We start from the raw sequence: 20,273 nt of genomic DNA on the forward strand, positions 1-20,273 counted from the left end.
AGGAATCCCTTTTGTCAACACGACCTAGTCTTCATCTATGCGGCAAGCTACGGCGGGGCGGATTGGGTTTGGCGAAGCAGGGCGCGCAGTTGAGTATGCTTTACTGGCAAGAACTCAAGGTACTATTGTCGGGCAGGGTGGGATGATTGTTTTGGACATTGCGAAACAGTTCGCAAATCCTGCCCCCGCAACCAACGATAATTGCGACCCCGCTGCATCCGCCGCGGGGTTTTTGCGTTGCGCCGAAAGCGTAAGGATTCCGGCAAGATCGCCCTGAACGTCGATCTCGATCCGATCCTCCCCCGGCGTCAGCACGATCTTGTCCACTAGTGAGCGCAGGATGGCCGACCGTCTTCGGAGACGCGAAGATGACCACCGCGCTGCTCGACCGTCTCACTCACCATTGCGACATCGTCGAAACCGGAAACGACAGCTGGCGCATCAATACACGAGCCTGACCGACCTCCAAAACGCAGGCCCGCGTCGGCTGGGCCAGATGGAAAGCTACGCCGCCACGGGCCTGCTCACCACATCGCCAGAGGGGTCCCTTTGCGACGCCGATAAGGGGCCACCATGCAACGCCGATTGACAGCACATGCGGCGATAGACCCCGACAAGGGCGCCATGGTCGTGATGCAGATCGGCCTGCGACATGGGTTGGCCCCCAAGATTGACAAGCCCGCCCCCAAGACCGCAAGTTGACGCGGCGGGGGCATGCTCTGGAACCCCACGCGCAGCCCGTTCCCAGCAAGATCAGAACAGCCATGGATCCTCGCAGCGCCCTGCCTTCGATCGACAAACTCTTGCGTCAGGACGAGATCCTGCGCCTTATCGCCAATCACGGACGCGACGCCGTGGTCGAGACGCTGCGCAGCCTGCTTCAGGACCGGCGGCGGGCGATCGGACAGGGTCAGGCAGCAGCCGGCAATCTGCTAACCGAATGTGCCGAGCGGCTGGCAGAGCAGGCCGAGCCCTCGCTCCGACCGGTGCTGAACCTGACGGGCACGGTCAACCATACCAATCTGGGCCGTGCCCTGCTGTCGCAGCGGGCTGCCGAGGCGGCCTGTCAGGCGATGATCAGCGCGACCAATCTGGAATACGACCTTGATCAGGGCACACGCGGCGACCGCGACAGCCATGTCGAGGCGTTGATCTGCCGCCTGACCGGGGCCGAGGCCGCGACCGTGGTGAACAACAATGCCGCGGCGGTCATGCTGATGCTGAACACACTGGCGCTGGGGCGCGAGGTCGTCGTTTCTCGTGGCGAGCTGGTCGAGATCGGCGGCGCATTCCGCGTCCCTGATGTGATGGCCCGCGCGGGCTGCCGCTTGCACGAGGTCGGCACCACCAACCGCACCCATCTGCGTGACTATGCTCAGGCTGTGAACGAAGAAACTGCCGCCTTCATGAAGGTTCATGCCAGCAATTACGCAATCGAGGGCTTTACGGCCGAGGTGCCTCAGGCCGATCTGGCAGCACTCGCGCGGCGGCAGGGCATCCCCTTCCTGATTGATCTTGGTAGCGGCTCGTTGCTGGATCTGGGCGCTTTTGGGTTGCCTGCCGAGCCGACGGCGCGGCAAGCGATCAGTGATGGGGCTGATGCGGTCACCTTTAGCGGTGACAAGCTTTTGGGGGGGCCACAATGCGGCATCATCGCCGGTTCGCGTGAGCTGATCGCCCGTATGCGCGCCAACCCGCTGAAACGGGCGCTGAGGGTGGACAAGATCATCCTTGCCGCGCTGACCGCAACACTGCAAAGCCACTGCGATCCTGAACGCGCCCGGGCCGAGATCCCGACCCTGCGCCTTTTGACCCGCCCCACGGATGAGATCCGTGCCCTGGCCGAATGGTTGTGCCCGCAGGTCGGGACGGCGGTTGCCGGGTGGGCCGGGGTCTCGGTCATCGAATGCCTTAGCCAGATCGGCAGCGGGGCGCGGCCGGTGGATCTGCTGCCAAGCGCGGGGCTGGCTTTTGACGGGATCGGCGGCGTTTCGGCCCAAGCTATCGCGCGGGCGTTTCGCGAACTGCCACTGCCGGTGATCGGGCGGATCCACAAGGACCGGTTCCTGCTGGATCTGCGCTGTCTTGAAAACGCAGAGCCCTTTCTTGCTCAGCTGGGCCGACTGACTCTCGTCGCGCCTTCGGCTTGAGTCAGTTGCGGTTAGTGTGGCAAAGGGCGCATCCCAACCCTTCCTTGGACAGGAGGACGAACCATGGAATTCCGTCTTAATCGCCGGCAACTCGTCGGGGGCCTGGCCACCGCTGCGGCGCTTGCCCCGCTTGCCAGCCGCGCTGCCGAGGTGCTGCGCTTTTCGGCCATCCCCGACGAGGACGCAACCAAGCTGATGGGCCGCTTCACCAAGGTTGCCGAATATCTGTCCGACAAGCTGGGCGTTCCGGTCGAGTTCGTTCCGGTGAAATCCTACCCTGCCGCTGTAGTGGCCTTTCGCAACGATCAGATCCAGCTTGCGTGGTTCGGCGGATTGTCGGGCGTGCAGGCGCGGCTGGCGCTGCCAGGCTCGGTCGCCATTGCGCAGGGCGAAGAGGATGCGCGTTTCGTCAGCTATTTCATTGCCAATAAGGCGACCGGCCTGACTGAGGGGCCGGACTTCCCCATGGCCGCCAAGGGGCGCAGCTTTACCTTTGGTGCCAAGACCTCGACTTCGGGCCGGTTGATGCCGGAATATGAGATCAGGCGGAACACCGGGGTGGCGCCGGAAGAGTTCTTTTCCCGGGTCGGGTTTTCGGGCGATCACACCAAAACCGTCGAGCTGGTGCAAAGCGGCGCCTATGAGATCGGCGCGGTCAACTTCACCGCCTATGACGACATGGTGGCCAAGGGGCAGGTCGATCCGGCCGAGGTCCCGGTGATCTGGCGCACTCCGGCCTATCCCGACTACAATTTTACCCTGCGCGGCGATGCTGATGAGAAATTTGGCGCGGGCTTTACCGAGCGGCTGACCACGGCGATCCTTGGGATGGATGACCCCGAGATCCTTGGCGCCTTTCCGCGCAGCCGCTTTATCGCGGCGAGCAATGCCGATTACCAGCCCATCGAAGAGGTCGCGCGCCAGCTTGATCTTTTGGACTAAAGGTCGCCCATGATCGAGCTGCGTGGGCAAACCCTGTCCTATGGCCCCGCTGTGGTGCTGGAAAACGTTACCCTGACGATCCGGCAGGGTGAGCGTGTGGCACTGCTTGGCCGCAGCGGGGCGGGCAAATCGACGCTGCTGGCGGCGATCCGCGAAAAGGCCATGGTCGCGGGAAAAGAGGTGGCACTGGTCCCCCAGGACAATGCGCTGGTCCCGCAGCTAAGCCTTTTTCACAACGTCCATATGGGCCGCCTGCATCGTCATTCGGCGCTATACAATCTGGTCACGCTGTTGCGTCCCTTTCGTCGCGACCGGGCCGAAGTTGCCGAACTGACCCGCGAACTGGGGCTTGAGCCGCCGGTTGATCAGCCGGTCGAGCGGCTTTCGGGCGGGCAGCGCCAGCGCACCGCCGTGGCGCGGGCCATTCATGGCGGTGGCGAGGTGCTGCTGGCGGATGAGCCTGTCTCGGCGCTGGATGAAAAGCAGGCACCTGAGGTGCTGGCGACGCTGATCTCACGTTTTCCGACTTCGGTGATCTCGCTGCATGATGTCGGGCTGGCGCAGGCATATTGCACGCGACTGGTCGGGCTAAAGGACCGGCGCATCATCTTTGACATGCCGGCAGGCGAACAGAATGCTGCCGACATCGACCATCTCTATGCCCGCTGAGCGCGAGGCCAAGCCGTCCCTGCGCCGGTTGCAGGTCGTCTGGATCGCGCTGACGCTGGCCGCGCTGGCACTGTTCGCGGCCGATTTGCAGATCAGCGCGCCGTCCCCCGGGGCGGTGCTCAAGGCACTGGCGATGGGCTTTGCCCGCCCCGATTTCGCGGCGCTGGAAAACCTGGGGCAGGCGCTGCTGTTGACGCTGACCGTGGCCTTTGGCGGCGTCGCCATTGGCGCGGTTGCGGGCTTTGCCATGGCACTGCTTTGGCGCTGGCGTGCGGTCAGGATGCTGTCGCTGTCCCTGCGCAGCGTGCATGAGCTGATCTGGGCGCTGTTCATCATGACGGTGACCGGGCCCGAACCCATCGCGGCGGTGCTGGCCTTGGCGCTGTCCTATAGCGGCATATTTGCCAAGGTGTTTGGCGAAATCCTTGACGAGGCTGACCCGCGCCCGCGCGACGCCCTGCCCGGGCGCGGAATGACTCTTTCGGGGCTGATCTATGCGCGGCTGGTGCCCAGCCTGCCGGCATTCTGGAGCTATTTCTGCTATCGTATCGAATGCGGCATCCGCTCCAGCGCGGTGCTGGGCTTTGTCGGCCTGCCGACGCTGGGGTTTGAGCTTGATACCCTGTTCAAACAAGGCCGTTACGACGGTGCGGCGGCCGTGCTTTTGCTGATCTATGCGCTGATCCTCAGCCAGTCGCTGTGGCTGCGTCGCAGGCTGGTGCCGCTTTATGTTCTGGGCGCGCTGGCCTATCTCGCCTCACTGTCGCAAGGGCCGGTCTCGGCTGCCGGTCTGTGGCAGCTGATCGGGGTCGATATGGTCCCGGCCCCTCTGCGAGGCGCTGATCCGGGCGCGGCCGGAACTTGGCGCGCCTTTGGCGACTGGCTGTGGCGGCTCGTCTCACACGAGGTGCTGCCGGGGGCATGGGCGACGGTGCTGGTCAGCTATCTGGCCTTTGTTCTGTGCGGCATCATCGCGCTTTTTGCCTTTCCGCTGATCGTTCCGGCATTGGCTGGCAGGATCGGCTCGGGCTTTGGCCATGTGGTGCTGGTGATCCTGCGCTCTACCCCGGAATATATGCTGGTCTTTGTCGGGGTGCAGGTCTTTGGCCCCTCGATGCTGCCGGCGGTGCTGGCGCTGGGGCTGCACAATGGCGCGATCATCGCCCATTTGATCGGCCGGGAGGCGACAAGGATCGTGCCCGGCCTGCGTCCCGACCGCCCGAAGGGCGCCGGGCTATATGCCTATGAGCTGGTGCCGCGTGTTTCGTCCGGGCTGGTCGCTTATCTGTTCTATCGCGGCGAGATCATCCTGCGTGAAAGCATGATCCTGGGCATTCTGGGCATCGCCACGCTGGGCTTTTATGTCGATAGTGCCATTGCCACCTTGCGTTTTGATCGCGCGGCGGTGCTGGTCGTGGCGATGATGCTGCTGACGGCGCTGGTCGACTGGGGGTCGCGGGCGCTGCGGCGCAGGCTGCGGGTCGGGGCGGTTTCGACCCGGCCCTATTGCTAGGTCTTAACCCGGCAGGCCGCTGATGCGCATGGCGGCAAAGCGTTCGCGCAACCATCGCGCCGCCGGTCCGCTGGGCCGCTGCTTGTGCCAGACCATCTCCAGCGCAACCGGCCAGTCGGCCCCGTCAAAACGCAGCGGCGGTATGACCAGATCCTCGCGGACGGGAGAGTTCTCGATGATATGGTCAGGGACCAAAGCCCAGCCGATACCCTGCCGGACCAGTTGCAGGATCACCCAGTGGCTTTCGACCCACCAGACCTCGGCCGCGGTGCGCAGGCGCTGTTTTTCCGGGCCTTCGCTGCGGACCGCAACCATAAGCTGGCGGTGTCGCTTGAGTTCTTCGAAATCAATCGCGCCATTGGCCAAAGGGTGATTCTTGCCGCAGACCAGTTGCAGCGGCACCCAGCCCAGCGTGTGAAAGCCGATCTCGGCCGGCAGAATCTCCTGCCGCCACATCACGCCGATATCGGCCTTGCCATCCAGCACCAGCCGGCTGACGTCCTCCATCATCGGAAACAGCAGCTCCAGCTCTACATGCGGGAAGTGGGCGGCGAAATCGGCAAATAGTGCAGCCAGAGGCTTTTCCGGATAAAGCTCGTCCACGGCAACGACCAGCCGATGCTCGACATGGGCGGTGAAACTGGCGGCGACACCAATCAGATGCTCGCGCCGGTCCAGCACCACCCGTGCTTCGGCAAGCAGCCGTTCGCCGGCCGGGGTCAGGACCGGGTTGCGGCCCTGGCGGCTGAAAAGTTCGATCCCAAGGTCGTCTTCAAGGTTCGATACCTGTGTGCTGATTGCCGACTGAGCCTTGCGCAGCGCCCGTCCGGCGGCCGAGAACGAGCCGCTTTCGGCGGTGGCGACAAAAGCCTGCAATTGATCCAGTGTGACAGTCATCTATCAGAAAATCAGATGGTATCTAACTTGGTATTCCGGGAAATACAGATAGAAAGCGCATCAAGCAATAACGAGGAATCATTATGACGATGCGCAGTTTTCCAGACCGCGTACGGCACGCCATCAGCTTCGAGCTGATCGGTCTGGTGATTGTCACCCCGCTGACCGCCTGGATCTATGACAAACCGATGCTCGACATGGGCGTCGTCGGCGTAGGCGCGGCGACGGCGGCGACGGTCTGGAATTTTGTCTTCAACCTTGGTTTCGACCATGCCATGCGGCGCTGGGTCGGGCATGTCCAAAAGGCGGTTCACCACCGCCTGTTGCATACGATGCTGTTCGAGCTGGGTTTGCTGATCATGCTGTTGCCGCCGATGGCGTGGTATCTGGGCATGACGCTGTGGCAGACGCTCATGCTCGATCTGTTCATCGTGGCGTTCTATCTGGTCTATAACTTTGTCTTTAACATCGCTTACGACCGGCTGTTTCCGTTGCCCCACGATCACCGGCCCGGGCAGGGTCAGCCGGCCTAGGCCGGATCGCAGGATATTTCGTCCAGCAGAAAGGCGCGGAACTTGCGGATAGCGGGACGGTTGCGGCGGCCTTTGGGATAGACCAGCCAAAAGCTGCGGCCGTTCTGCGCCACCAGCGGAAAGGGCTGGATCAGGCTGCCGGTTGCCAGCTCAAACCGGAAAAAGCGCGGCGTCAGCAGTGCCACGCCGTAACCCTCCAGCGCCGCCCGCGCCTCGTGCAGGTCTGTCGACAGGGTCAGGCCGGGGCGCGGCGGCGTTTCCCAGAAATCCACCCCTGCCGCGCGCATCCACACCGCCCAGTTCGGGTCAACCCGATCCAGCAGCGGCAGTTTCAGCAGATCGGCGGGTTCACGCAGGTCATGCTTTTTCGCCAGTTCAGGCGACAGCATGGGCGTGTACTCGATCGACATAAGGAAATGTGATTCCAGCCCGGGCCAGTCTCCGTCACCAGCGCGGATCGCCACGCTGATATCCTCGCGCCCGAAATCGACCAGATTGTCGCTGGTCTCCAGTCTGACGGCAAGGTTGGGGTGGTTCATCTGGAATTTGCCCAGCCGCGGCGACAGCCAGGCCCCGGCAAAAGTCGGCACGGTCGAGATCGACAGGGTCGAGACCGAATCTGCCGAAGGATCGGCAAAAGCCTCGCGCAGCATGTCAAAGGCATCAATGCTCGGGCGGGCAAACAATGCCCCCGTTTCGGTCAGGGTGATTCCGCGCGGTTTGCGCAGAAACAGCGGCATGCCCAGCCGCTCTTCCAGCAGGCGGATCTGATAGCTGACTGCCGCCTGGGTCATGCCCAGCTCCTGTGCGGCGCGGGTAAAGCTCAGGTGCCGCGCCACCGCCTCAAAGGCGCGCAGGGCGGCAAGCGGGGGAATAGACATAAGCCTGCCTTATGAAAGCGTACTGAGGCTTTGTTGGCCATCGTCGAGGAAACCTAGCATGATCAGGTCATTGTTCAATAACGATCACCGAAAGGAGGACTTAAATGTCCGACAATCTTGCATGCGAGCGTCAACGTCCGCTGTTCTCGGGACTGGCCAGGATGCTGTTCGGTGTATTGCGCCGGGATAAGCCCGGCCTATCCTCATGCCCTGACCGCATGGCGGCGCTGGATCATCCCGAAACCCGCAAGGCGCTGGCCGAACTGCCGCCCCATCTTTTGCGCGATATCGGCGCGTCTGATGCACGCAGCGATACCACTCCGGTCCCGCAAGAGGGCGACGCTCTGCGTCGTCACCTTTGGTAGCACCTTAGCGCGGGGCGCTTTTGCGCACCGTTTCCCCAAAAGCGCGGCGATAGGCCCGCGCCAGGGTCGCTGCTGATGAAAACCCGGTACGCGAGGCGATTTCGCCCAGCGTCAGCCGGGTTTCCAAAGCCAGTGCCCGGGCGTGGGACAGCCGGATCTGCCGGTAATATCCGCCTGCCGACAGGCCCAGATGGGCGTGAAAAAGCCGATCCATGCTGCGCGTGGACAGGGCCGCACGCTCGGCAATCCGGGGCAGGGGCAACGGCTGCTCGGCCGTCTCACGCATGGCAACGATGGCGCGCTGCAGCGAAGATGGCAGCGCGCTGTCAGTCATCCGGCTGGGCAATTGCCACTCGACCGGGTCGGTGCTGCGTCCCATGACCCGGCCAAACATATTCGCCACGTCAAAGCGCAGCGCCTCACCTGCCTGCGCGCCGATCAGGTCCAACGACCAGCTGAGCACGCTTTGCGCGCCTCCGCAGGTGACGATATTGCCATCGGTGGCATAAGGGTCTGGAACCACTGTGATTTCTGGAAATGCCTCGGCCAGCGCCTCACGCTCCATCCAGTGAATGGCGGCGCGGCGTCCGGCAAGCAGCCCCAGCCGTGCCAGCAGCCAGGCCCCGGTATCGATACCACCCACGACCGGCAGGCCACGTGCCTTGCGCAGTACTGCCTGCGCCGAATCGCGCTGCAGATGGTCGCGCATTCCGTAGCCCGATACGAGAATCAGCGCATCCGTTGCCCCTACCCGATCCAGCGGCAGATCGACCGAGATCGCCAGCCGCGACGAACTGGTCACCGGCCCTCCGTCAAGCGATGTGATCTGCCAGGAAAACAGCCGCTGCCCCGAAAGGTCGCGCGCCGCCCGCAGGGGCTCGATGGCGCTGGCCAGCACCATGTTCGAAAATCCATCGAACAGCAGAAAGGTCAGATGCAGCGGAGATTTTGACGGCATAGGCAAAGATTATGGCGAAATCAGCCAATCATGCCAGCAAATTTGCTGTCACGTTGATTTCCAAGCCATAAATTGCCGGAGTTACTAATGAACCGTGACGTCTTCATCACCTGTGCGGTGACGGGTTCGGGTCAGAGCCACAAGAAATCGAATCTGGTGCCGATCACGCCCAAAGAAATCGCCGATTCCTGCATCGAGGCGGCGAAAGCGGGCGCGGCCATTGCCCATGTGCATGTGCGCAACCCCGAAACCGGCGCCCCGTCGCGCGATCCCGCGCTGTACCGCGAGGTGGTGGACCGTGTGCGCTCGGCCGAGGTCGACGTGGTGCTGAACCTGACGGCGGGGATGGGCGGCGATATCGTGCTTGGCTCGGCCGAAGCGCCCCTGCCCCTGTCGCCGCAATCCGACATCGTCGGCGCAAGTGAGCGTCTGGTGCATGTCGAAGAGTTGCTGCCCGAGATCTGCACACTTGACTGCGGCACGATGAACTTTGCCGAAGCCGATTACGTCATGACGAACACCCCCGGCACCCTGCGCGCCATGGCTGCACGCATTCAGGCCGCGGGCGTCCGCCCCGAGATCGAGGTTTTTGACACCGGCCATCTGTGGCTTGCCAGGACGCTGGTCGATGAGGGGCTGATTGACGATCCGGTGATGATCCAGCTGTGCATGGGTATCCCCTATGGCGCGCCATCTGATCCCAACAGCCTGATGGCGATGGTGAACAACATCCCGCCCGGCTGGGTCTATTCGATGTTCTCGATCGGGCGGATGCAGCTGCCTTATGTGGCACAGGCCGCTTTGGCCGGCGGCAATGTCCGGGTCGGGCTTGAGGACAACATCTGGCTGGACAAGGGTGTGCTGGCCAGTAACGGCGATCTGGTCGAGCGTGCGACCACCATCCTGACCGCCATGGGCTGCCGGATCCTTGGACCGCAGGAGGTGCGCGAAAAGCTGAAACTGACCCGGCGCTGAGCCACAGACCGAACCAATTCATAACATCAAGACAGGGGGTCCATCATGAGTATCAATCTGACGAGGCAAGGGCTGACCCGCCGCGGGGTTCTGGCCGGCGCGGCGGGGATGGCTGCGGCGGGGCTGATCCTGCCGTGCGGCGCATATGCCCAAACGGCCAAGCGTGGCGGCAGGCTGCGCATCGGCCATCTGGGCGGCGCGACCTCGGACACGCTGGACCCTGCGACCTACGCGGCGGGGCCGGTGGTGACGGCGATGCTGGCGGTCTGCAACAACCTGGTCGAGATCGACGCCAAGGGCCGTGCCGTCCCCGAACTGGCCGAGTTCGAGCCGGATGCCGAGGCCCGTGTCTGGACCTTCCGGCTGAAGGACGGCGTGACCTTTTCCGACGGGCGCAAGCTGACGGCGCGGGATGTTATCGCCTCGTTCAACCACCACCGCGGCGATCAGACCAAATCCGGTGCCAAGGGCTCGCTTGAACAGGTCAAGGATATCCGTGCTGACGGCGACAATGTGGTGATCTTTGAACTGGTCTCGGGCAATGCCGACTTTGCCTATATGACCTCGGATTATCACTTTGTCATCATGCCCGCGAATGAGGATGGCACGCTGGACTGGCAGTCCGGCCTGGGAACCGGCGGCTATGTGCTGGAAAACTTTGAGCCGGGCGTGCGCATCACGCTGAAGCGCCGCGATGACTACTGGAAACCCGACCGCGCCTGGTTTGACGAGGCGGTGTTGCTGACCATCAACGACGCCACCGCCCGCCAGAATGCGCTGATGACGGGCGAAGTCGATGTCATCAACTCGCCTGATCTGGCCACGCTGCACCTGTTGCAGCGCCGCCCCGGCCTGCAGCTGGTCGAGGTGACGGGCACCGCCCATTACACCATGCCGATGTTCTGTGATCAGGGGCCCTTTACCGATCCGAATGTGCGGCTGGCGCTGAAATATGCCATCGACCGGCAAGAGGTTCTGGACAAGGTGCTGCGCGGTCATGGCCAGATCGCCAATGACAGCCCCATCGCTCCGGCGAACCGCTTTTATGCCGCCGATCTGGCCCAGAACAGCTATGATCCGGATAAGGCCAGGCATTACCTGAAACAGGCGGGGATGGAGGGCCTGAAGGTCGAGATCTCGGCCTCGGACGCGGCCTCGGTCGGGGCGCTCGACATGGTGCAGCTGTTCCAGCAATCGGCCAAGGCGGCGGGCATCGACCTGACCGTCAAGCGTGAGCCGGACGACGGCTACTGGTCGAATGTCTGGCTGAAAAAGCCCTTCTGCGTCAGCTACTGGAACGGTCGCCCGACCGAGGATGACATGTTCAGCCTTGTCTATGCCAAAGGGGCCGAATGGAACGAAAGCCACTGGGATAACCAGCGTTTCAACGAGCTGCTGCTAAAGGCGCGGGCCGAACTGGATGAAAGCCTGCGCGCCGAGATGTATCGCGAAATGCAGGGGCTGGTCTCTCAGGATGGCGGGACGATCATCCCGATTTTTGTGAACTATATCGACGTGGCCAATGACAAGGTCGCGCATGGCGAGGTGGCGTCGAACCGCTTCCTCGATGGCTGGAAGATCGTGGAACGGTGGTGGCAGGCATGAAGATTGCGGCAATCGGCGGCGGAGTCATCGGCGGGGGCTGGATCGCCCGCTTTATCCTCTCGGGTTATGATGTCGCGGTCTATGATCCCCACCCCGAGGCGCAGCGCATCATCGCAGAGGTGCTGGCGAACGCAACCCGGGCATGGGAGGCGTTGTTTCAGGCGCCTTTGCCCCGGCCGGGGCGCATCCATTGGGCGGGCTCGGTGGCCGAGGCGGTCCGGGAAGCCGATTACATTCAGGAAAGCGTGCCCGAGCGGCTGGATCTCAAGCATCGCATCATTGCCGAGATCGAGGATGCAGCGCCTGAAACGGCGCTGATCGGCTCATCAACCTCGGGTTTCAAACCCTCGGAACTGCGGCAGGGTGCGCGTCTGCCTGATCGTATCCTTGTCGCCCATCCTTTCAATCCGGTCTATCTTTTGCCGGTGGTCGAGGTCGTGGGTGGCGGAGAGGCGGCGGCCCGCGCCTGCGAAATCCTGACCGCTATCGGCATGAAGCCGGTCCAGATCGCGCGCGAGATTGATGCCCATATCGGTGACCGCCTGCTGGAAGCGGTCTGGCGCGAGGCCCTGTGGCTGGTCAATGACGGTATCGCAACCACCAAAGAGATCGACGATATCATCCGTTTTGGCTTTGGTCTGCGCTGGGCGCAGATGGGCCTGTTCGAGACCTATCGCATCGCCGGGGGCGAAGCCGGGATGCGTCATTTCCTTGGCCAGTTCGGCCCGGCGCTGAAATGGCCCTGGACCAAGCTGATGGATGTGCCCGACCTTGATGACGCGCTGATCGACCGCATCGCCGGTCAATCCGACGCGCAATCGGGTCATCACAGTATCCGCGAGCTAGAGCGGATCCGTGACGACAACCTTGTCGGCATCTTTCATGCGCTCAAGGCCAATGATTGGGGCGTCGGCCAGACTGTCCGGGCGCAAGAGGACGGTTTCTATGCGCGCGCCCCGGCCCGGGCCGAAGGCTATCCCCTGCGTCTTCATCAGGCCCGCGTCGCCGGTGGCTGGGTCGATTACAACGGCCATATGACCGAGTTCCGTTATCTTCAGGTGCTGGGTGACGCGACCGATGCCTTTCTGATCCATATCGGGCTGGATGCGGAATACCGTGCGCAGGGTCGCTCGGCCTATACGGTTGAAACCCATATCCGCCATCTGGCCGAGGTAAAGGCCGGCGAGCTGCTGACGGTCGAGACCCGGCTGCTGGGGCATGACGCCAAGCGGTTCCGTCTGCATCACGCCATCCTGCGCGAGGACGGGACCGAGGCCGCGACGGGTGAGCATATGCTCTTGCATGTAGATACGGACGAGGGGCGCACCATCCCGATGCCGCCCACGCTGCTTGAGGCGCTTGACCGGGTGGCGGCGCAGGATACGGCCCCCCATCCCGACCATGCCGGCGCGGGCATCCGTTCTGTCCGCCAGAAGGAGGCAACGGCATGAGCGCCCCCGCCGCCCGGCGACAGCGGCCCATCCTGCGGATGATCGTGGGGCGGCTGGGCATCGGGGTATTTACACTGTTCGTCATCTCGGTGCTGATCTTTCTGGCCGTCAGCCTGCTGCCCGGCGATATCGCCCAGCAGGTGCTGGGCCAGTCCGCCACGCCCGAGACGGTTGCAGCTTTCCGGCGCGAACTTGGCCTCGATCAGCCCCTGATCTGGCGCTATCTCGACTGGGTCGGGGGCGTGCTTTCGGGCGATTTTGGCCGCTCGCTCGCCAATGGCAGGCCGGTGGCCGAACTTTTGGCGGCGCGGCTGGGCAATACGCTGTTTCTTGCCGCCTATGCCGCTGTGATCGCGGTGCCGGTGGCGGTGGGGCTTGGCCTGCTGTCCGCCCTGTGGCGCGGCAGCTGGTTTGACCGCATCGCCAATGTGGCGACGCTTTCGGCGATCTCGTTTCCCGAATTCTTCATCGCCTATATCCTGATGTTCTGGCTGTCGGTCCGTATGGGCTGGTTGCCCTCGATCGCTGATCCCGGCGCCTCACCCCGGCTGGGCGAGATGCTGAGCCGCGCCTTCCTGCCCGCGATCACGCTGGTTCTGGTGGTGACCGCGCATATGATGCGCATGACGCGGGCGGCCGTCGTCAACGTGTTGGGTGCGCCCTATGTGACGATGGCACGGCTCAAGGGTGTTTCGCGCTGGAGGGTGGTGACGCGGCACGCGCTGCCGAACGCCCTTGCCCCGATCGTCAATGTGGTGGCGCTGAACATCGCATGGCTGATCACCGGCGTCGTCATTGTCGAGGTGGTCTTTGTCTATCCCGGACTGGGCCAGCTGATGGTGGACAGTGTCACCAACCGCGACATTCCGGTGGTTCAGGCCTGTGCGCTGATCTTTGCCGCCGTCTATATCCTTTTGAACCTGCTGGCCGATGTTCTGGCAATCGCCACGAACCCGCGCCTGCTGCATCCGAGGTGACGCCATGATGCGGATGCTGAAAACCATGCCGCCGACGGCAATCCTTGGGGTGCTGGTCATCCTTGCCTATGCGGTGATTGCACTTTTTGCGCCGCTGTTCGCCCCCTATGGCGAGGCGCAGATCGTCGGCGCGCAGTTCGAACCGTGGAGCGCGACCTATCCCTTTGGCACCGACACGCTTGGCCGGGACATGCTGTCGCGGCTGATCTGGGGCGCGCGCAATACCGTGGGCGTCGCGCTGGTCACGACCGCGCTGGCCTTTGGTATCGGGGCCATCGCCGGGCTTTTGGCGGCGGCGCTGGGTGGCTGGGTCGATCTGGTGCTGTCGCGCCTCGTCGATGTGCTGATGGCGGTGCCCGCGCTGATCCTGACGCTGCTGGCGCTTTCAGCGTTGGGGCCGGGGGTGATGAACCTGATCGCGGTGGTTGCAGTTCTGGATTCCACCCGGGTCTTTCGCCTTGCCCGGGCCACGGCGATGAATGTCATGGTGATGGATTACGTCGAGGCCGCGCATCTGCGGGGTGAGGGTATCTGGTGGACGATCACGCGTGAGGTGCTGCCCAATATCTCGGCCCCGCTGATTGCCGAATTCGGCTTGCGCTTCTGCTTTGTCTTTCTGACCATCTCGGCCCTGTCCTTTCTGGGGCTTGGCCTGCCGCCGCCCATGGCGGACTGGGGTGCGATGGTGCGCGACAATGCGGCGCTGATCACCTTTGGCGATATCACCCCGCTCTTGCCGGCTGCCTGCATCGCGGTGCTGACGGTTTCGGTCAATTTCGTGGTGGACTGGATGCTGCACCGCGCCTCGGGTCTGAAGGACTGAACCATGCTGCTGAACATCGAAAACCTGAAGGTCGAGGCGCGGGGCGAGGAAGGCTGGACCCCGATTCTGCACGGCGTCGATCTGAAGGTCGCACGGGGTGAGGTGGTCGGCCTGATCGGCGAATCCGGCGCGGGGAAATCGACGCTGGGTCTTGCTGCGCTGGGTTTTGTCCAGGGCGGGCTGCGTTTTGCGGGCGGGCGGGTGCTTTTTGACGGCACCGACCTGCTGCAATTGCCCGAGCGCCAGCGCCGCGCCTTTCGCGGTCGCCGCGTTGCCTATGTTGCGCAGTCTGCGGCGGCCAGTTTCAACCCGGCGTGGCGGTTGCTTGACCAGTTTTGCGAGGGGCCGGCGATCCATCACACAGCAAGCCGTGCAGAGTCTGAAAACTTTGCCCGCCAGCTTTACGCCGCAATGCATCTGCCAGATCCCGAACATTTCGGCCTGCGGTTTCCGCATCAGGTCTCGGGCGGGCAGTTGCAGCGGGCGATGGTCGCCATGGCGATGGCCTGCAAGCCTGACCTGATCGTCTTTGACGAGCCGACGACGGCCTTGGACGTCACCACGCAGATCGGCGTTCTTGCCGCGATCCGCGAGGCGGTCGAGACAACCGGAACGGCGGCCATCTATATCACCCATGACCTTGCGGTGGTGGCCCAGATGGCCGATCGCATCAAGGTCATGCGCCACGGCCGCGAGGTCGAAGAGGCCCCGACCCGTCAGATGATCGGGGCACCAAAGCAGGACTATACCCGCTCGCTTTGGGCGGTGCGCGAGTTCCGCCGGCCCGAGCGTGCCCTGCCTCAGGCCAGCGCGCCGGCGATCAGTATCCGCGAGGTGACGGCGGGCTATTCCACGCTAGATGTGCTTTCGGACGTCAGCTTTGACATCCCGCGCGGGGCAACGGTGGCAGTGGTGGGCGAATCCGGCTCGGGCAAGTCGACAACGGCGCGGGTCATCACCGGGCTGCTGCCGCCGCGGCTGGGCAGCATCTCGCTGAACGGTACCGCTTTGCCGCCGCGTCTCGCGCAGCGCACGCTTGAGCAAAAGCGGGCGGTGCAGATGATCTATCAGATGGCCGATACGGCGCTGAACCCGCGCCAGACCATCCGTCAGATCCTGTCGCGCCCCTTGCAGTTCTATCTGGGCCTGACCGGAAAGGCGCGCGAGACCCGGCTGATGGAGCTGATGGAGCAGATCGAGCTGGACCCCGCGCGTTTCCTGGACCGCCTGCCGGGTGAGCTGTCGGGCGGGCAAAAGCAGCGTATCGGCATTGCGCGCGCCCTGGCCGCCGACCCCGAGTTCATCATTTGCGACGAGGTGACAAGCGCCCTTGACCAGTTGGTGGCCGAGGGGATCTTACGCCTGCTCAGCAAGGTACAGGACGAAACCGGGGTCAGCTATATGTTCATCACCCATGACATTGCCACGGTGCGCGCCATTGCCGATGAGGTGGTGGTGATGAAGGGTGGCCGGGTCATGGATCGCGGTCCCAAGCCCGACGTTCTGGACCCGCCGCGCCATGATTACACGCGCGAGCTGCTGGCATCGGTTCCGCAGATGGACCCGGATTGGCTGACCCACCGCATCGCCGAGGGCCGCGTTGCAGGTGATGAGCCATGATTTCGGACCCGCAGGTGCTAGGCTTTATCGCCCGGACCGAGGCCGCCTATCCGCCCGAGGCGAATGGCGCCAGCGCCGCTGATAACCGCCGCTTTTACGACGCGATGTGCGCGGTCTTTCGCGGCCCGCGCCCTCCGGGCCTTGTGGTCGGGGATCGCCGTATCGGCGGCGTGCCCTGCCGCGTTTATGGTGCGGATAGCGCGATTTCGGTCGTCTATGTGCATGGCGGCGGCTTTGTGGTCGGCGGGCTGGACAGCCATGACGATGTTTGTGCCGAAATCGCCGATGCGACCGGCCTGCAGGTTATCGCCATCGACTACCGCCTTGCGCCCGAACATCGCTGGCCAGCCCAGATCCAGGACGTGCAGGCGGTCTGGGATGCTCTGGACCGTCCGGCGGTGATCGCGGGCGACAGTGCGGGTGGGATGCTTTCCGCTGCGCTGTGCCTGTCGCGGCGCGGGCAGCGCCAGCCCTTGGGGCAGGTGCTGATCTATCCGGGGCTTGGCGGAGATGGCAGCGCGCCCTCTTATCGCGAAAATGCCGGGGCGCCGCTGCTACGGACCGAGGATCTGGCCACCTATCACGCGGCCTTGCATGGCGATGGGCCGGTTGATCCCTTGGCTTTGCCCCTGCAGGTCGAGGATCTGGCCGGTGTAGCCCCTGCTTTTGTCGTCAGCGCCGATGTCGATCCCCTGCGCGATGACGCACGGGATTATGTGCAGCGGCTGCGCGCAGCCGGTGTTGCCGCCGACTGGCGCAATGAGCCTGAATTGCCTCATGGCTATCTGCGTGCCCGACGCGAAAGCGACCGGGCGCGGCGCAGCTTTCAGGCCATCCTGTCGGCGATCATGCGGTTTGCGGTGCGCGGTTAGTCCGGCTTTTCCGCCATCGCGACGACTTGGGCATGCGGCCGGTCCAGCCTGCGCAACAACCCGTCCATGAAGGCTTGCCGCAGGATTGTGCGATAGCGCCCCGCGTCGGGGCCATAGCGCCGTGCCTGCCGCAGCCATTTCAGCGCCAGCACTGGCAGCAATGGCCAGAACCAGGGCCCCGCCGCCACGCGATAGGCCATAAGCGCGTTGCGGTACATGTAATAGACCTTCCACAGCGGGCGCAGCACCAGATGCCCGCCGGGCTGGATCGAGCCGGTGTCATGCTCAAACCGGACCGCGGGCAAAAAGCCGATGCGCAGCCCCTTGCGCCGCATTTCCAGCGTGTAAAGCTGGTCGTCGCCATAGATGAACAGCCGCTCATCGGGATATCCGGCGCGGGAAATGCTGGCGCGCGACAGAAACAGACCGACAAATGAGGTCATGTCGATCCCGACCGGCGCGGCATCGGCGCGATAGTTGTCATTACCCAGATGAAAGCCCTTGCGGCCCCGGGTCAGGGTGCGCAGAAACTCGGGCAGGTGCCAGAACGGGTTGCGATAGGGGCGGTTCATCTCGCACACCTGACCCGAAGGTGTCAGCACCGCGGCGCCAAGCGCGTCCCAGCCGCTTAGATCAAGGCTGCGAAAACGGGCGATCTGGCCGGGAGCGGGGCGTCCGTCGTCATCCATCAGAACAACCCAGTCAGGGTCGTAACCTTTGACCAACAGGCGCAGGCCACGGGAAAAACCGCCTGCGCCCCCAAGATTTTCAGGGTGATGTATGACGATCAGCCGCGGATCGTCCATTGCGTCCAGATAGTCGCGCGTACCGTCGCCCGAGGCGTTGTCAAAAACAAGGATCTGATCCAGATCCTCGGCAAGCAGTCGCGTTAGCGTCTCGCGCAGCCGGTCAAGCCGGTTGTGGGTGACGACAAGCGCGGCGATGGTCTGGCGGGACAAGGCTGATGTGGCGGGCGGATCGTGGGTGGGACGCATATCCGGCTTGCTGTTCAGGGCTACGCCCACGGCTGCCACTGCGCCCCGGACCGTATTGCCGGGGATAGATACCGGATGATCGTCCCGGGAACAAGCTCGGGCACCTGCATTTGTGTGATATGCAGATGTTACGCCCTGTCCCTTTGACCGGGGGAACTGCCCGGCGGTGCCTGTCAGGCGCGGGCGCCAGGGGGCGCCGCGCCTTTCGGCAAGGTATCAGAGATGGATCTTGGCAAAGCGGGCTTCGTCGATACCCAGACGGCGCAGGTCTGCGGCGGCGGGGTGACGATGTGCCTCGGTCGCCGAGGCGACGGCGATGGCGGCCCGGATGGTCGAAAGAACCGAGGTAAGCGAGTGAAGGGCGCGGTGCATTTTACGGCCTGTGTGTCATGTGAATCTGTCGAACTGTCGAACCAGACAGATGGGGCCATGACGGCTGTTCTGCAACGCAGCAAAATGGCAAGCCCGCCATGCGGTCAGGACATGGCGGGCGGCCTTGGTTCGGAAAAAGGGCTGGTCCTTTGGATCAGTCCTCTTCGGCGGCAAGCTGGCTCAGCATCTCGCCCTCGCCGCGTGCGCGCAGGATCAGCGGTACGATCAGCGCCAGTGCGGCGATGGCCAGCAGGGTGGCCGCGATCGGTGACTGGATCAGGTAAAGCCAGTCGCCCTGGCTGATCGACAAGGCCCGGCGCAACTGCTGCTCGGCCATCGGGCCAAGGATCAGGCCGACAACGATCGGCGCGATCGGATAGCCAAAGAGCCGCATCAGATAGCCGAGCACACCAAAGGCAAGCAACAGCCCCAGTTCAAAGCTTGAGGGGTTGGCCCCGATGGTGCCCAGCGTGGCAAACAGCAGGATGCCCGCATAGAGCCACGGTTTCGGCACCTTGAGCAGCTTGACCCACAGACCGATCATCGGCAGGTTCAGCACCAGAAGCATCGCGTTCGCGATCAGAAGCGAGGCGATCAGCCCCCAGACCAGCGTCGGGTTGGTGGCAAACAGCAGCGGTCCCGGTTGCAGGCCGAACTGCTGGAACCCGGCCAGCATGATCGCCGCGGTGGCCGAGGTCGGCAGGCCCAGCGTCAGCAGCGGCACCAGGGTACCGGCGGCGCTGGCGTTGTTCGCGGCCTCGGGACCGGCAACGCCCTCGATTGCACCGTGGCCGAACTCTTCGGGGTGTCTGGTCAGCTTTTTCTCGGCGGCATAGGACAGGAAGGTGCCGATCTCGGCCCCGCCTGCAGGCATGGCACCGATGGGAAAGCCGATGAACGTGCCGCGCAGCCACGGTTTCCACGAGCGGGCCCAGTCCTTGCGGCTCATCCAGATCGAGCCGCGAACCGCTGTGACCTCCTCATCGACCTGCACGCGCTGACCGGCGATGAACAATGCCTCGCCCACGGCGAACATGGCGACGGCCATGGTCGTGACCTCGATACCGTCAAGCAGTTCGGGTACGCCAAAGGACAGCCGTGCCTGTCCGGTCAGCTGGTCGATACCGACACAGGCCAGCGCCAGCCCCAGAAACAGCGACGTCAGCCCGCGCAGGGCAGAATCGCCAAATGCGGCCGAGACGGTGACAAAGGCCAGCACCATCAGCGCGAAATATTCGCGCGCACCAAAAACCAGCGCCACCTTGACGATAGTGGGTGCCAGAAAGGCCAGCAGCAGCGTCGCGATCAGCCCGGCGATGAATGAGCCGATGGCGGCGGTGGCCAGCGCGGGGCCGCCGCGCCCCTTGCGGGCCATCTTGTTCCCTTCGAGCGCGGTGATGATCGAGGCGCTTTCGCCCGGGGTGTTGAGCAGGATCGAGGTGGTCGAGCCGCCGTACATGCCGCCGTAATAGATGCCGGCGAACATGATCAGCGATCCGGCCGGGTCCAGCCGATAGGTGACAGGCAACAGCAGCGCCACGGTCAGCGCGGGGCCGATGCCGGGCAGAACGCCGACAGCGGTCCCAAGCGTCACCCCGACCAGTGCGTAAAGCAGCATCATCGGGTCGGCGGCCGTGGCCAGGCCTTGCAGAAGAAATTCGAATGCACTCATCGC

The 20,273-nt window shown here is 63.8% G+C and carries 20 protein-coding genes and 1 pseudogene; 15 read left to right on the plus strand and 6 right to left on the minus strand.

Annotation, left to right across the window (positions count from 1 at the left end):
* Positions 1 to 341: 341 nt before the first annotated feature.
* The 6 genes and pseudogenes from PARACOCCUSGL_RS21535 to PARACOCCUSGL_RS0114000 all read left to right on the plus strand — a co-directional run.
* Positions 342 to 458 (plus strand): annotated as a pseudogene (locus PARACOCCUSGL_RS21535) (ATP-binding protein); the annotation flags it as partial.
* A gap of 115 nt (positions 459 to 573) precedes the next feature.
* Complete coding sequence (locus PARACOCCUSGL_RS22620; protein ID WP_010397727.1) at positions 574 to 702, plus strand: hypothetical protein; 129 nt, start codon at positions 574 to 576, stop codon at positions 700 to 702.
* A 62-nt stretch (positions 703 to 764) separates the two neighbouring features.
* Complete coding sequence (selA, locus tag PARACOCCUSGL_RS0113985; protein WP_010397728.1) at positions 765 to 2,150, plus strand: L-seryl-tRNA(Sec) selenium transferase; 1,386 nt, start codon at positions 765 to 767, stop codon at positions 2,148 to 2,150.
* Between the two features lie 63 nt (positions 2,151 to 2,213).
* On the plus strand, positions 2,214 to 3,092 hold the full coding sequence (locus tag PARACOCCUSGL_RS0113990) for a putative selenate ABC transporter substrate-binding protein (protein WP_010397729.1): 879 nt from the start codon (positions 2,214 to 2,216) through the stop codon (positions 3,090 to 3,092).
* A gap of 9 nt (positions 3,093 to 3,101) precedes the next feature.
* Complete coding sequence (locus PARACOCCUSGL_RS0113995; RefSeq protein ID WP_010397730.1) at positions 3,102 to 3,761, plus strand: ATP-binding cassette domain-containing protein; 660 nt, start codon at positions 3,102 to 3,104, stop codon at positions 3,759 to 3,761.
* On the plus strand, positions 3,727 to 5,274 hold the full coding sequence (locus tag PARACOCCUSGL_RS0114000) for an ABC transporter permease (RefSeq protein ID WP_237701519.1): 1,548 nt from the start codon (positions 3,727 to 3,729) through the stop codon (positions 5,272 to 5,274). Before PARACOCCUSGL_RS0113995 ends, PARACOCCUSGL_RS0114000 begins: the two co-directional genes overlap by 35 nt.
* Positions 5,275 to 5,277: 3 nt before the next feature.
* On the opposite strand, the gene PARACOCCUSGL_RS0114005 is transcribed toward PARACOCCUSGL_RS0114000, so the two are convergent.
* The gene (locus PARACOCCUSGL_RS0114005) at positions 5,278 to 6,171 is read right to left on the minus strand and encodes a LysR family transcriptional regulator (protein WP_010397733.1); all 894 of its coding nucleotides are present in this window, start codon (positions 6,169 to 6,171) and stop codon (positions 5,278 to 5,280) included.
* 83 nt (positions 6,172 to 6,254) lie between these two features.
* Here PARACOCCUSGL_RS0114005 and PARACOCCUSGL_RS20665 point away from each other — a divergent pair, with 83 nt between their 5' ends.
* Positions 6,255 to 6,704: a PACE efflux transporter gene (locus tag PARACOCCUSGL_RS20665; protein WP_010397736.1), complete on the plus strand. Its 450-nt coding sequence runs from the start codon at positions 6,255 to 6,257 to the stop codon at positions 6,702 to 6,704.
* Here PARACOCCUSGL_RS20665 and PARACOCCUSGL_RS0114015 read toward each other — a convergent pair.
* A complete protein-coding gene (locus PARACOCCUSGL_RS0114015) occupies positions 6,701 to 7,585 on the minus strand; it encodes a LysR substrate-binding domain-containing protein (protein WP_010397739.1) in 885 nt (294 codons plus the stop codon). The genes PARACOCCUSGL_RS20665 and PARACOCCUSGL_RS0114015 overlap by 4 nt on opposite strands.
* A gap of 104 nt (positions 7,586 to 7,689) precedes the next feature.
* Between PARACOCCUSGL_RS0114015 and PARACOCCUSGL_RS0114020 the strand changes: the two genes are divergently transcribed.
* Entirely contained in the window at positions 7,690 to 7,950 is a 261-nt protein-coding gene (locus PARACOCCUSGL_RS0114020; protein ID WP_010397743.1) for a DUF1127 domain-containing protein, read from the plus strand.
* 4 nt (positions 7,951 to 7,954) lie between these two features.
* Here the strand turns inward: PARACOCCUSGL_RS0114020 and PARACOCCUSGL_RS0114025 are convergent, their stop codons facing one another.
* Entirely contained in the window at positions 7,955 to 8,908 is a 954-nt protein-coding gene (locus tag PARACOCCUSGL_RS0114025; protein ID WP_010397745.1) for a GlxA family transcriptional regulator, read from the minus strand.
* An 87-nt stretch (positions 8,909 to 8,995) separates the two neighbouring features.
* On the opposite strand from PARACOCCUSGL_RS0114025, the gene PARACOCCUSGL_RS0114030 reads away from it, so the two are divergent.
* Genes PARACOCCUSGL_RS0114030 through PARACOCCUSGL_RS0114060 form a run of 7 tightly spaced genes read left to right on the plus strand, consistent with a single transcriptional unit; the run spans position 8,996 to position 17,231 of the window.
* On the plus strand, positions 8,996 to 9,883 hold the full coding sequence (locus PARACOCCUSGL_RS0114030; RefSeq protein ID WP_010397748.1) for a 3-keto-5-aminohexanoate cleavage protein: 888 nt from the start codon (positions 8,996 to 8,998) through the stop codon (positions 9,881 to 9,883).
* Between the two features lie 45 nt (positions 9,884 to 9,928).
* Positions 9,929 to 11,488, plus strand: a complete 1,560-nt coding sequence (locus PARACOCCUSGL_RS0114035) for an ABC transporter substrate-binding protein (RefSeq protein WP_010397750.1) — start codon at positions 9,929 to 9,931, stop codon at positions 11,486 to 11,488.
* Positions 11,485 to 12,939, plus strand: a complete 1,455-nt coding sequence (locus PARACOCCUSGL_RS0114040; protein WP_010397752.1) for a carnitine 3-dehydrogenase — start codon at positions 11,485 to 11,487, stop codon at positions 12,937 to 12,939. Before PARACOCCUSGL_RS0114035 ends, PARACOCCUSGL_RS0114040 begins: the two co-directional genes overlap by 4 nt.
* Positions 12,936 to 13,916 (plus strand): ABC transporter permease, encoded by a 981-nt coding sequence (locus PARACOCCUSGL_RS0114045; RefSeq protein WP_010397755.1) that lies wholly within the window; start codon positions 12,936 to 12,938, stop codon positions 13,914 to 13,916. The genes PARACOCCUSGL_RS0114040 and PARACOCCUSGL_RS0114045 overlap by 4 nt, the downstream gene beginning before the upstream one ends.
* A gap of 4 nt (positions 13,917 to 13,920) precedes the next feature.
* Positions 13,921 to 14,739 carry an ABC transporter permease gene (locus PARACOCCUSGL_RS0114050; RefSeq protein ID WP_010397757.1) on the plus strand — a complete coding sequence of 273 codons (819 nt, stop codon included), beginning with the start codon at positions 13,921 to 13,923 and terminating at the stop codon, positions 14,737 to 14,739.
* Positions 14,740 to 14,742: 3 nt separating this feature from the next.
* Complete coding sequence (locus PARACOCCUSGL_RS0114055; RefSeq protein WP_010397760.1) at positions 14,743 to 16,359, plus strand: ABC transporter ATP-binding protein; 1,617 nt, start codon at positions 14,743 to 14,745, stop codon at positions 16,357 to 16,359.
* Positions 16,356 to 17,231 carry an alpha/beta hydrolase gene (locus tag PARACOCCUSGL_RS0114060; protein WP_010397763.1) on the plus strand — a complete coding sequence of 292 codons (876 nt, stop codon included), beginning with the start codon at positions 16,356 to 16,358 and terminating at the stop codon, positions 17,229 to 17,231. Before PARACOCCUSGL_RS0114055 ends, PARACOCCUSGL_RS0114060 begins: the two co-directional genes overlap by 4 nt.
* Here the strand turns inward: PARACOCCUSGL_RS0114060 and PARACOCCUSGL_RS0114065 are convergent.
* From PARACOCCUSGL_RS0114065 to PARACOCCUSGL_RS0114075, 3 genes are all read right to left on the minus strand, one after another.
* Positions 17,228 to 18,226, minus strand: a complete 999-nt coding sequence (locus PARACOCCUSGL_RS0114065) for a glycosyltransferase (protein WP_010397765.1) — start codon at positions 18,224 to 18,226, stop codon at positions 17,228 to 17,230. The two genes, PARACOCCUSGL_RS0114060 and PARACOCCUSGL_RS0114065, sit on opposite strands and share 4 nt — an antisense overlap.
* Positions 18,227 to 18,442: 216 nt before the next feature.
* Positions 18,443 to 18,598, minus strand: a complete 156-nt coding sequence (locus PARACOCCUSGL_RS22190) for a hypothetical protein (RefSeq protein WP_010397767.1) — start codon at positions 18,596 to 18,598, stop codon at positions 18,443 to 18,445.
* A 154-nt stretch (positions 18,599 to 18,752) separates the two neighbouring features.
* Positions 18,753 to 20,270, minus strand: a complete 1,518-nt coding sequence (locus PARACOCCUSGL_RS0114075) for a tripartite tricarboxylate transporter permease (RefSeq protein WP_010397769.1) — start codon at positions 20,268 to 20,270, stop codon at positions 18,753 to 18,755.
* Between the last annotated feature and the right edge of the window lie 3 nt (positions 20,271 to 20,273).

This window comes from Paracoccus sp. TRP, from assembly GCF_000185925.1.
In the GTDB taxonomy this organism is placed as follows: domain Bacteria; phylum Pseudomonadota; class Alphaproteobacteria; order Rhodobacterales; family Rhodobacteraceae; genus Paracoccus; species Paracoccus kondratievae.

Bases quoted from the DNA above. Each gene is read 5' to 3' on its own strand.
- PARACOCCUSGL_RS22620 (WP_010397727.1), top strand. From the start codon at position 574: ATGCAACGCCGATTGACAGCACATGCGGCGATAGACCCCGACAAGGGC.
- selA (WP_010397728.1), top strand. From the start codon at position 765: ATGGATCCTCGCAGCGCCCTGCCTTCGATCGACAAACTCTTGCGTCAG.
- PARACOCCUSGL_RS0113990 (WP_010397729.1), top strand. From the start codon at position 2,214: ATGGAATTCCGTCTTAATCGCCGGCAACTCGTCGGGGGCCTGGCCACC.
- PARACOCCUSGL_RS0113995 (WP_010397730.1), top strand. From the start codon at position 3,102: ATGATCGAGCTGCGTGGGCAAACCCTGTCCTATGGCCCCGCTGTGGTG.
- PARACOCCUSGL_RS0114000 (WP_237701519.1), top strand. From the start codon at position 3,727: ATGCTGCCGACATCGACCATCTCTATGCCCGCTGAGCGCGAGGCCAAG.
- PARACOCCUSGL_RS0114005 (WP_010397733.1), bottom strand. From the start codon at position 6,171: ATGACTGTCACACTGGATCAATTGCAGGCTTTTGTCGCCACCGCCGAA.
- PARACOCCUSGL_RS20665 (WP_010397736.1), top strand. From the start codon at position 6,255: ATGACGATGCGCAGTTTTCCAGACCGCGTACGGCACGCCATCAGCTTC.
- PARACOCCUSGL_RS0114015 (WP_010397739.1), bottom strand. From the start codon at position 7,585: ATGTCTATTCCCCCGCTTGCCGCCCTGCGCGCCTTTGAGGCGGTGGCG.
- PARACOCCUSGL_RS0114020 (WP_010397743.1), top strand. From the start codon at position 7,690: ATGTCCGACAATCTTGCATGCGAGCGTCAACGTCCGCTGTTCTCGGGA.
- PARACOCCUSGL_RS0114025 (WP_010397745.1), bottom strand. From the start codon at position 8,908: ATGCCGTCAAAATCTCCGCTGCATCTGACCTTTCTGCTGTTCGATGGA.
- PARACOCCUSGL_RS0114030 (WP_010397748.1), top strand. From the start codon at position 8,996: ATGAACCGTGACGTCTTCATCACCTGTGCGGTGACGGGTTCGGGTCAG.
- PARACOCCUSGL_RS0114035 (WP_010397750.1), top strand. From the start codon at position 9,929: ATGAGTATCAATCTGACGAGGCAAGGGCTGACCCGCCGCGGGGTTCTG.
- PARACOCCUSGL_RS0114040 (WP_010397752.1), top strand. From the start codon at position 11,485: ATGAAGATTGCGGCAATCGGCGGCGGAGTCATCGGCGGGGGCTGGATC.
- PARACOCCUSGL_RS0114045 (WP_010397755.1), top strand. From the start codon at position 12,936: ATGAGCGCCCCCGCCGCCCGGCGACAGCGGCCCATCCTGCGGATGATC.
- PARACOCCUSGL_RS0114050 (WP_010397757.1), top strand. From the start codon at position 13,921: ATGATGCGGATGCTGAAAACCATGCCGCCGACGGCAATCCTTGGGGTG.
- PARACOCCUSGL_RS0114055 (WP_010397760.1), top strand. From the start codon at position 14,743: ATGCTGCTGAACATCGAAAACCTGAAGGTCGAGGCGCGGGGCGAGGAA.
- PARACOCCUSGL_RS0114060 (WP_010397763.1), top strand. From the start codon at position 16,356: ATGATTTCGGACCCGCAGGTGCTAGGCTTTATCGCCCGGACCGAGGCC.
- PARACOCCUSGL_RS0114065 (WP_010397765.1), bottom strand. From the start codon at position 18,226: ATGCGTCCCACCCACGATCCGCCCGCCACATCAGCCTTGTCCCGCCAG.
- PARACOCCUSGL_RS22190 (WP_010397767.1), bottom strand. From the start codon at position 18,598: ATGCACCGCGCCCTTCACTCGCTTACCTCGGTTCTTTCGACCATCCGG.
- PARACOCCUSGL_RS0114075 (WP_010397769.1), bottom strand. From the start codon at position 20,270: ATGAGTGCATTCGAATTTCTTCTGCAAGGCCTGGCCACGGCCGCCGAC.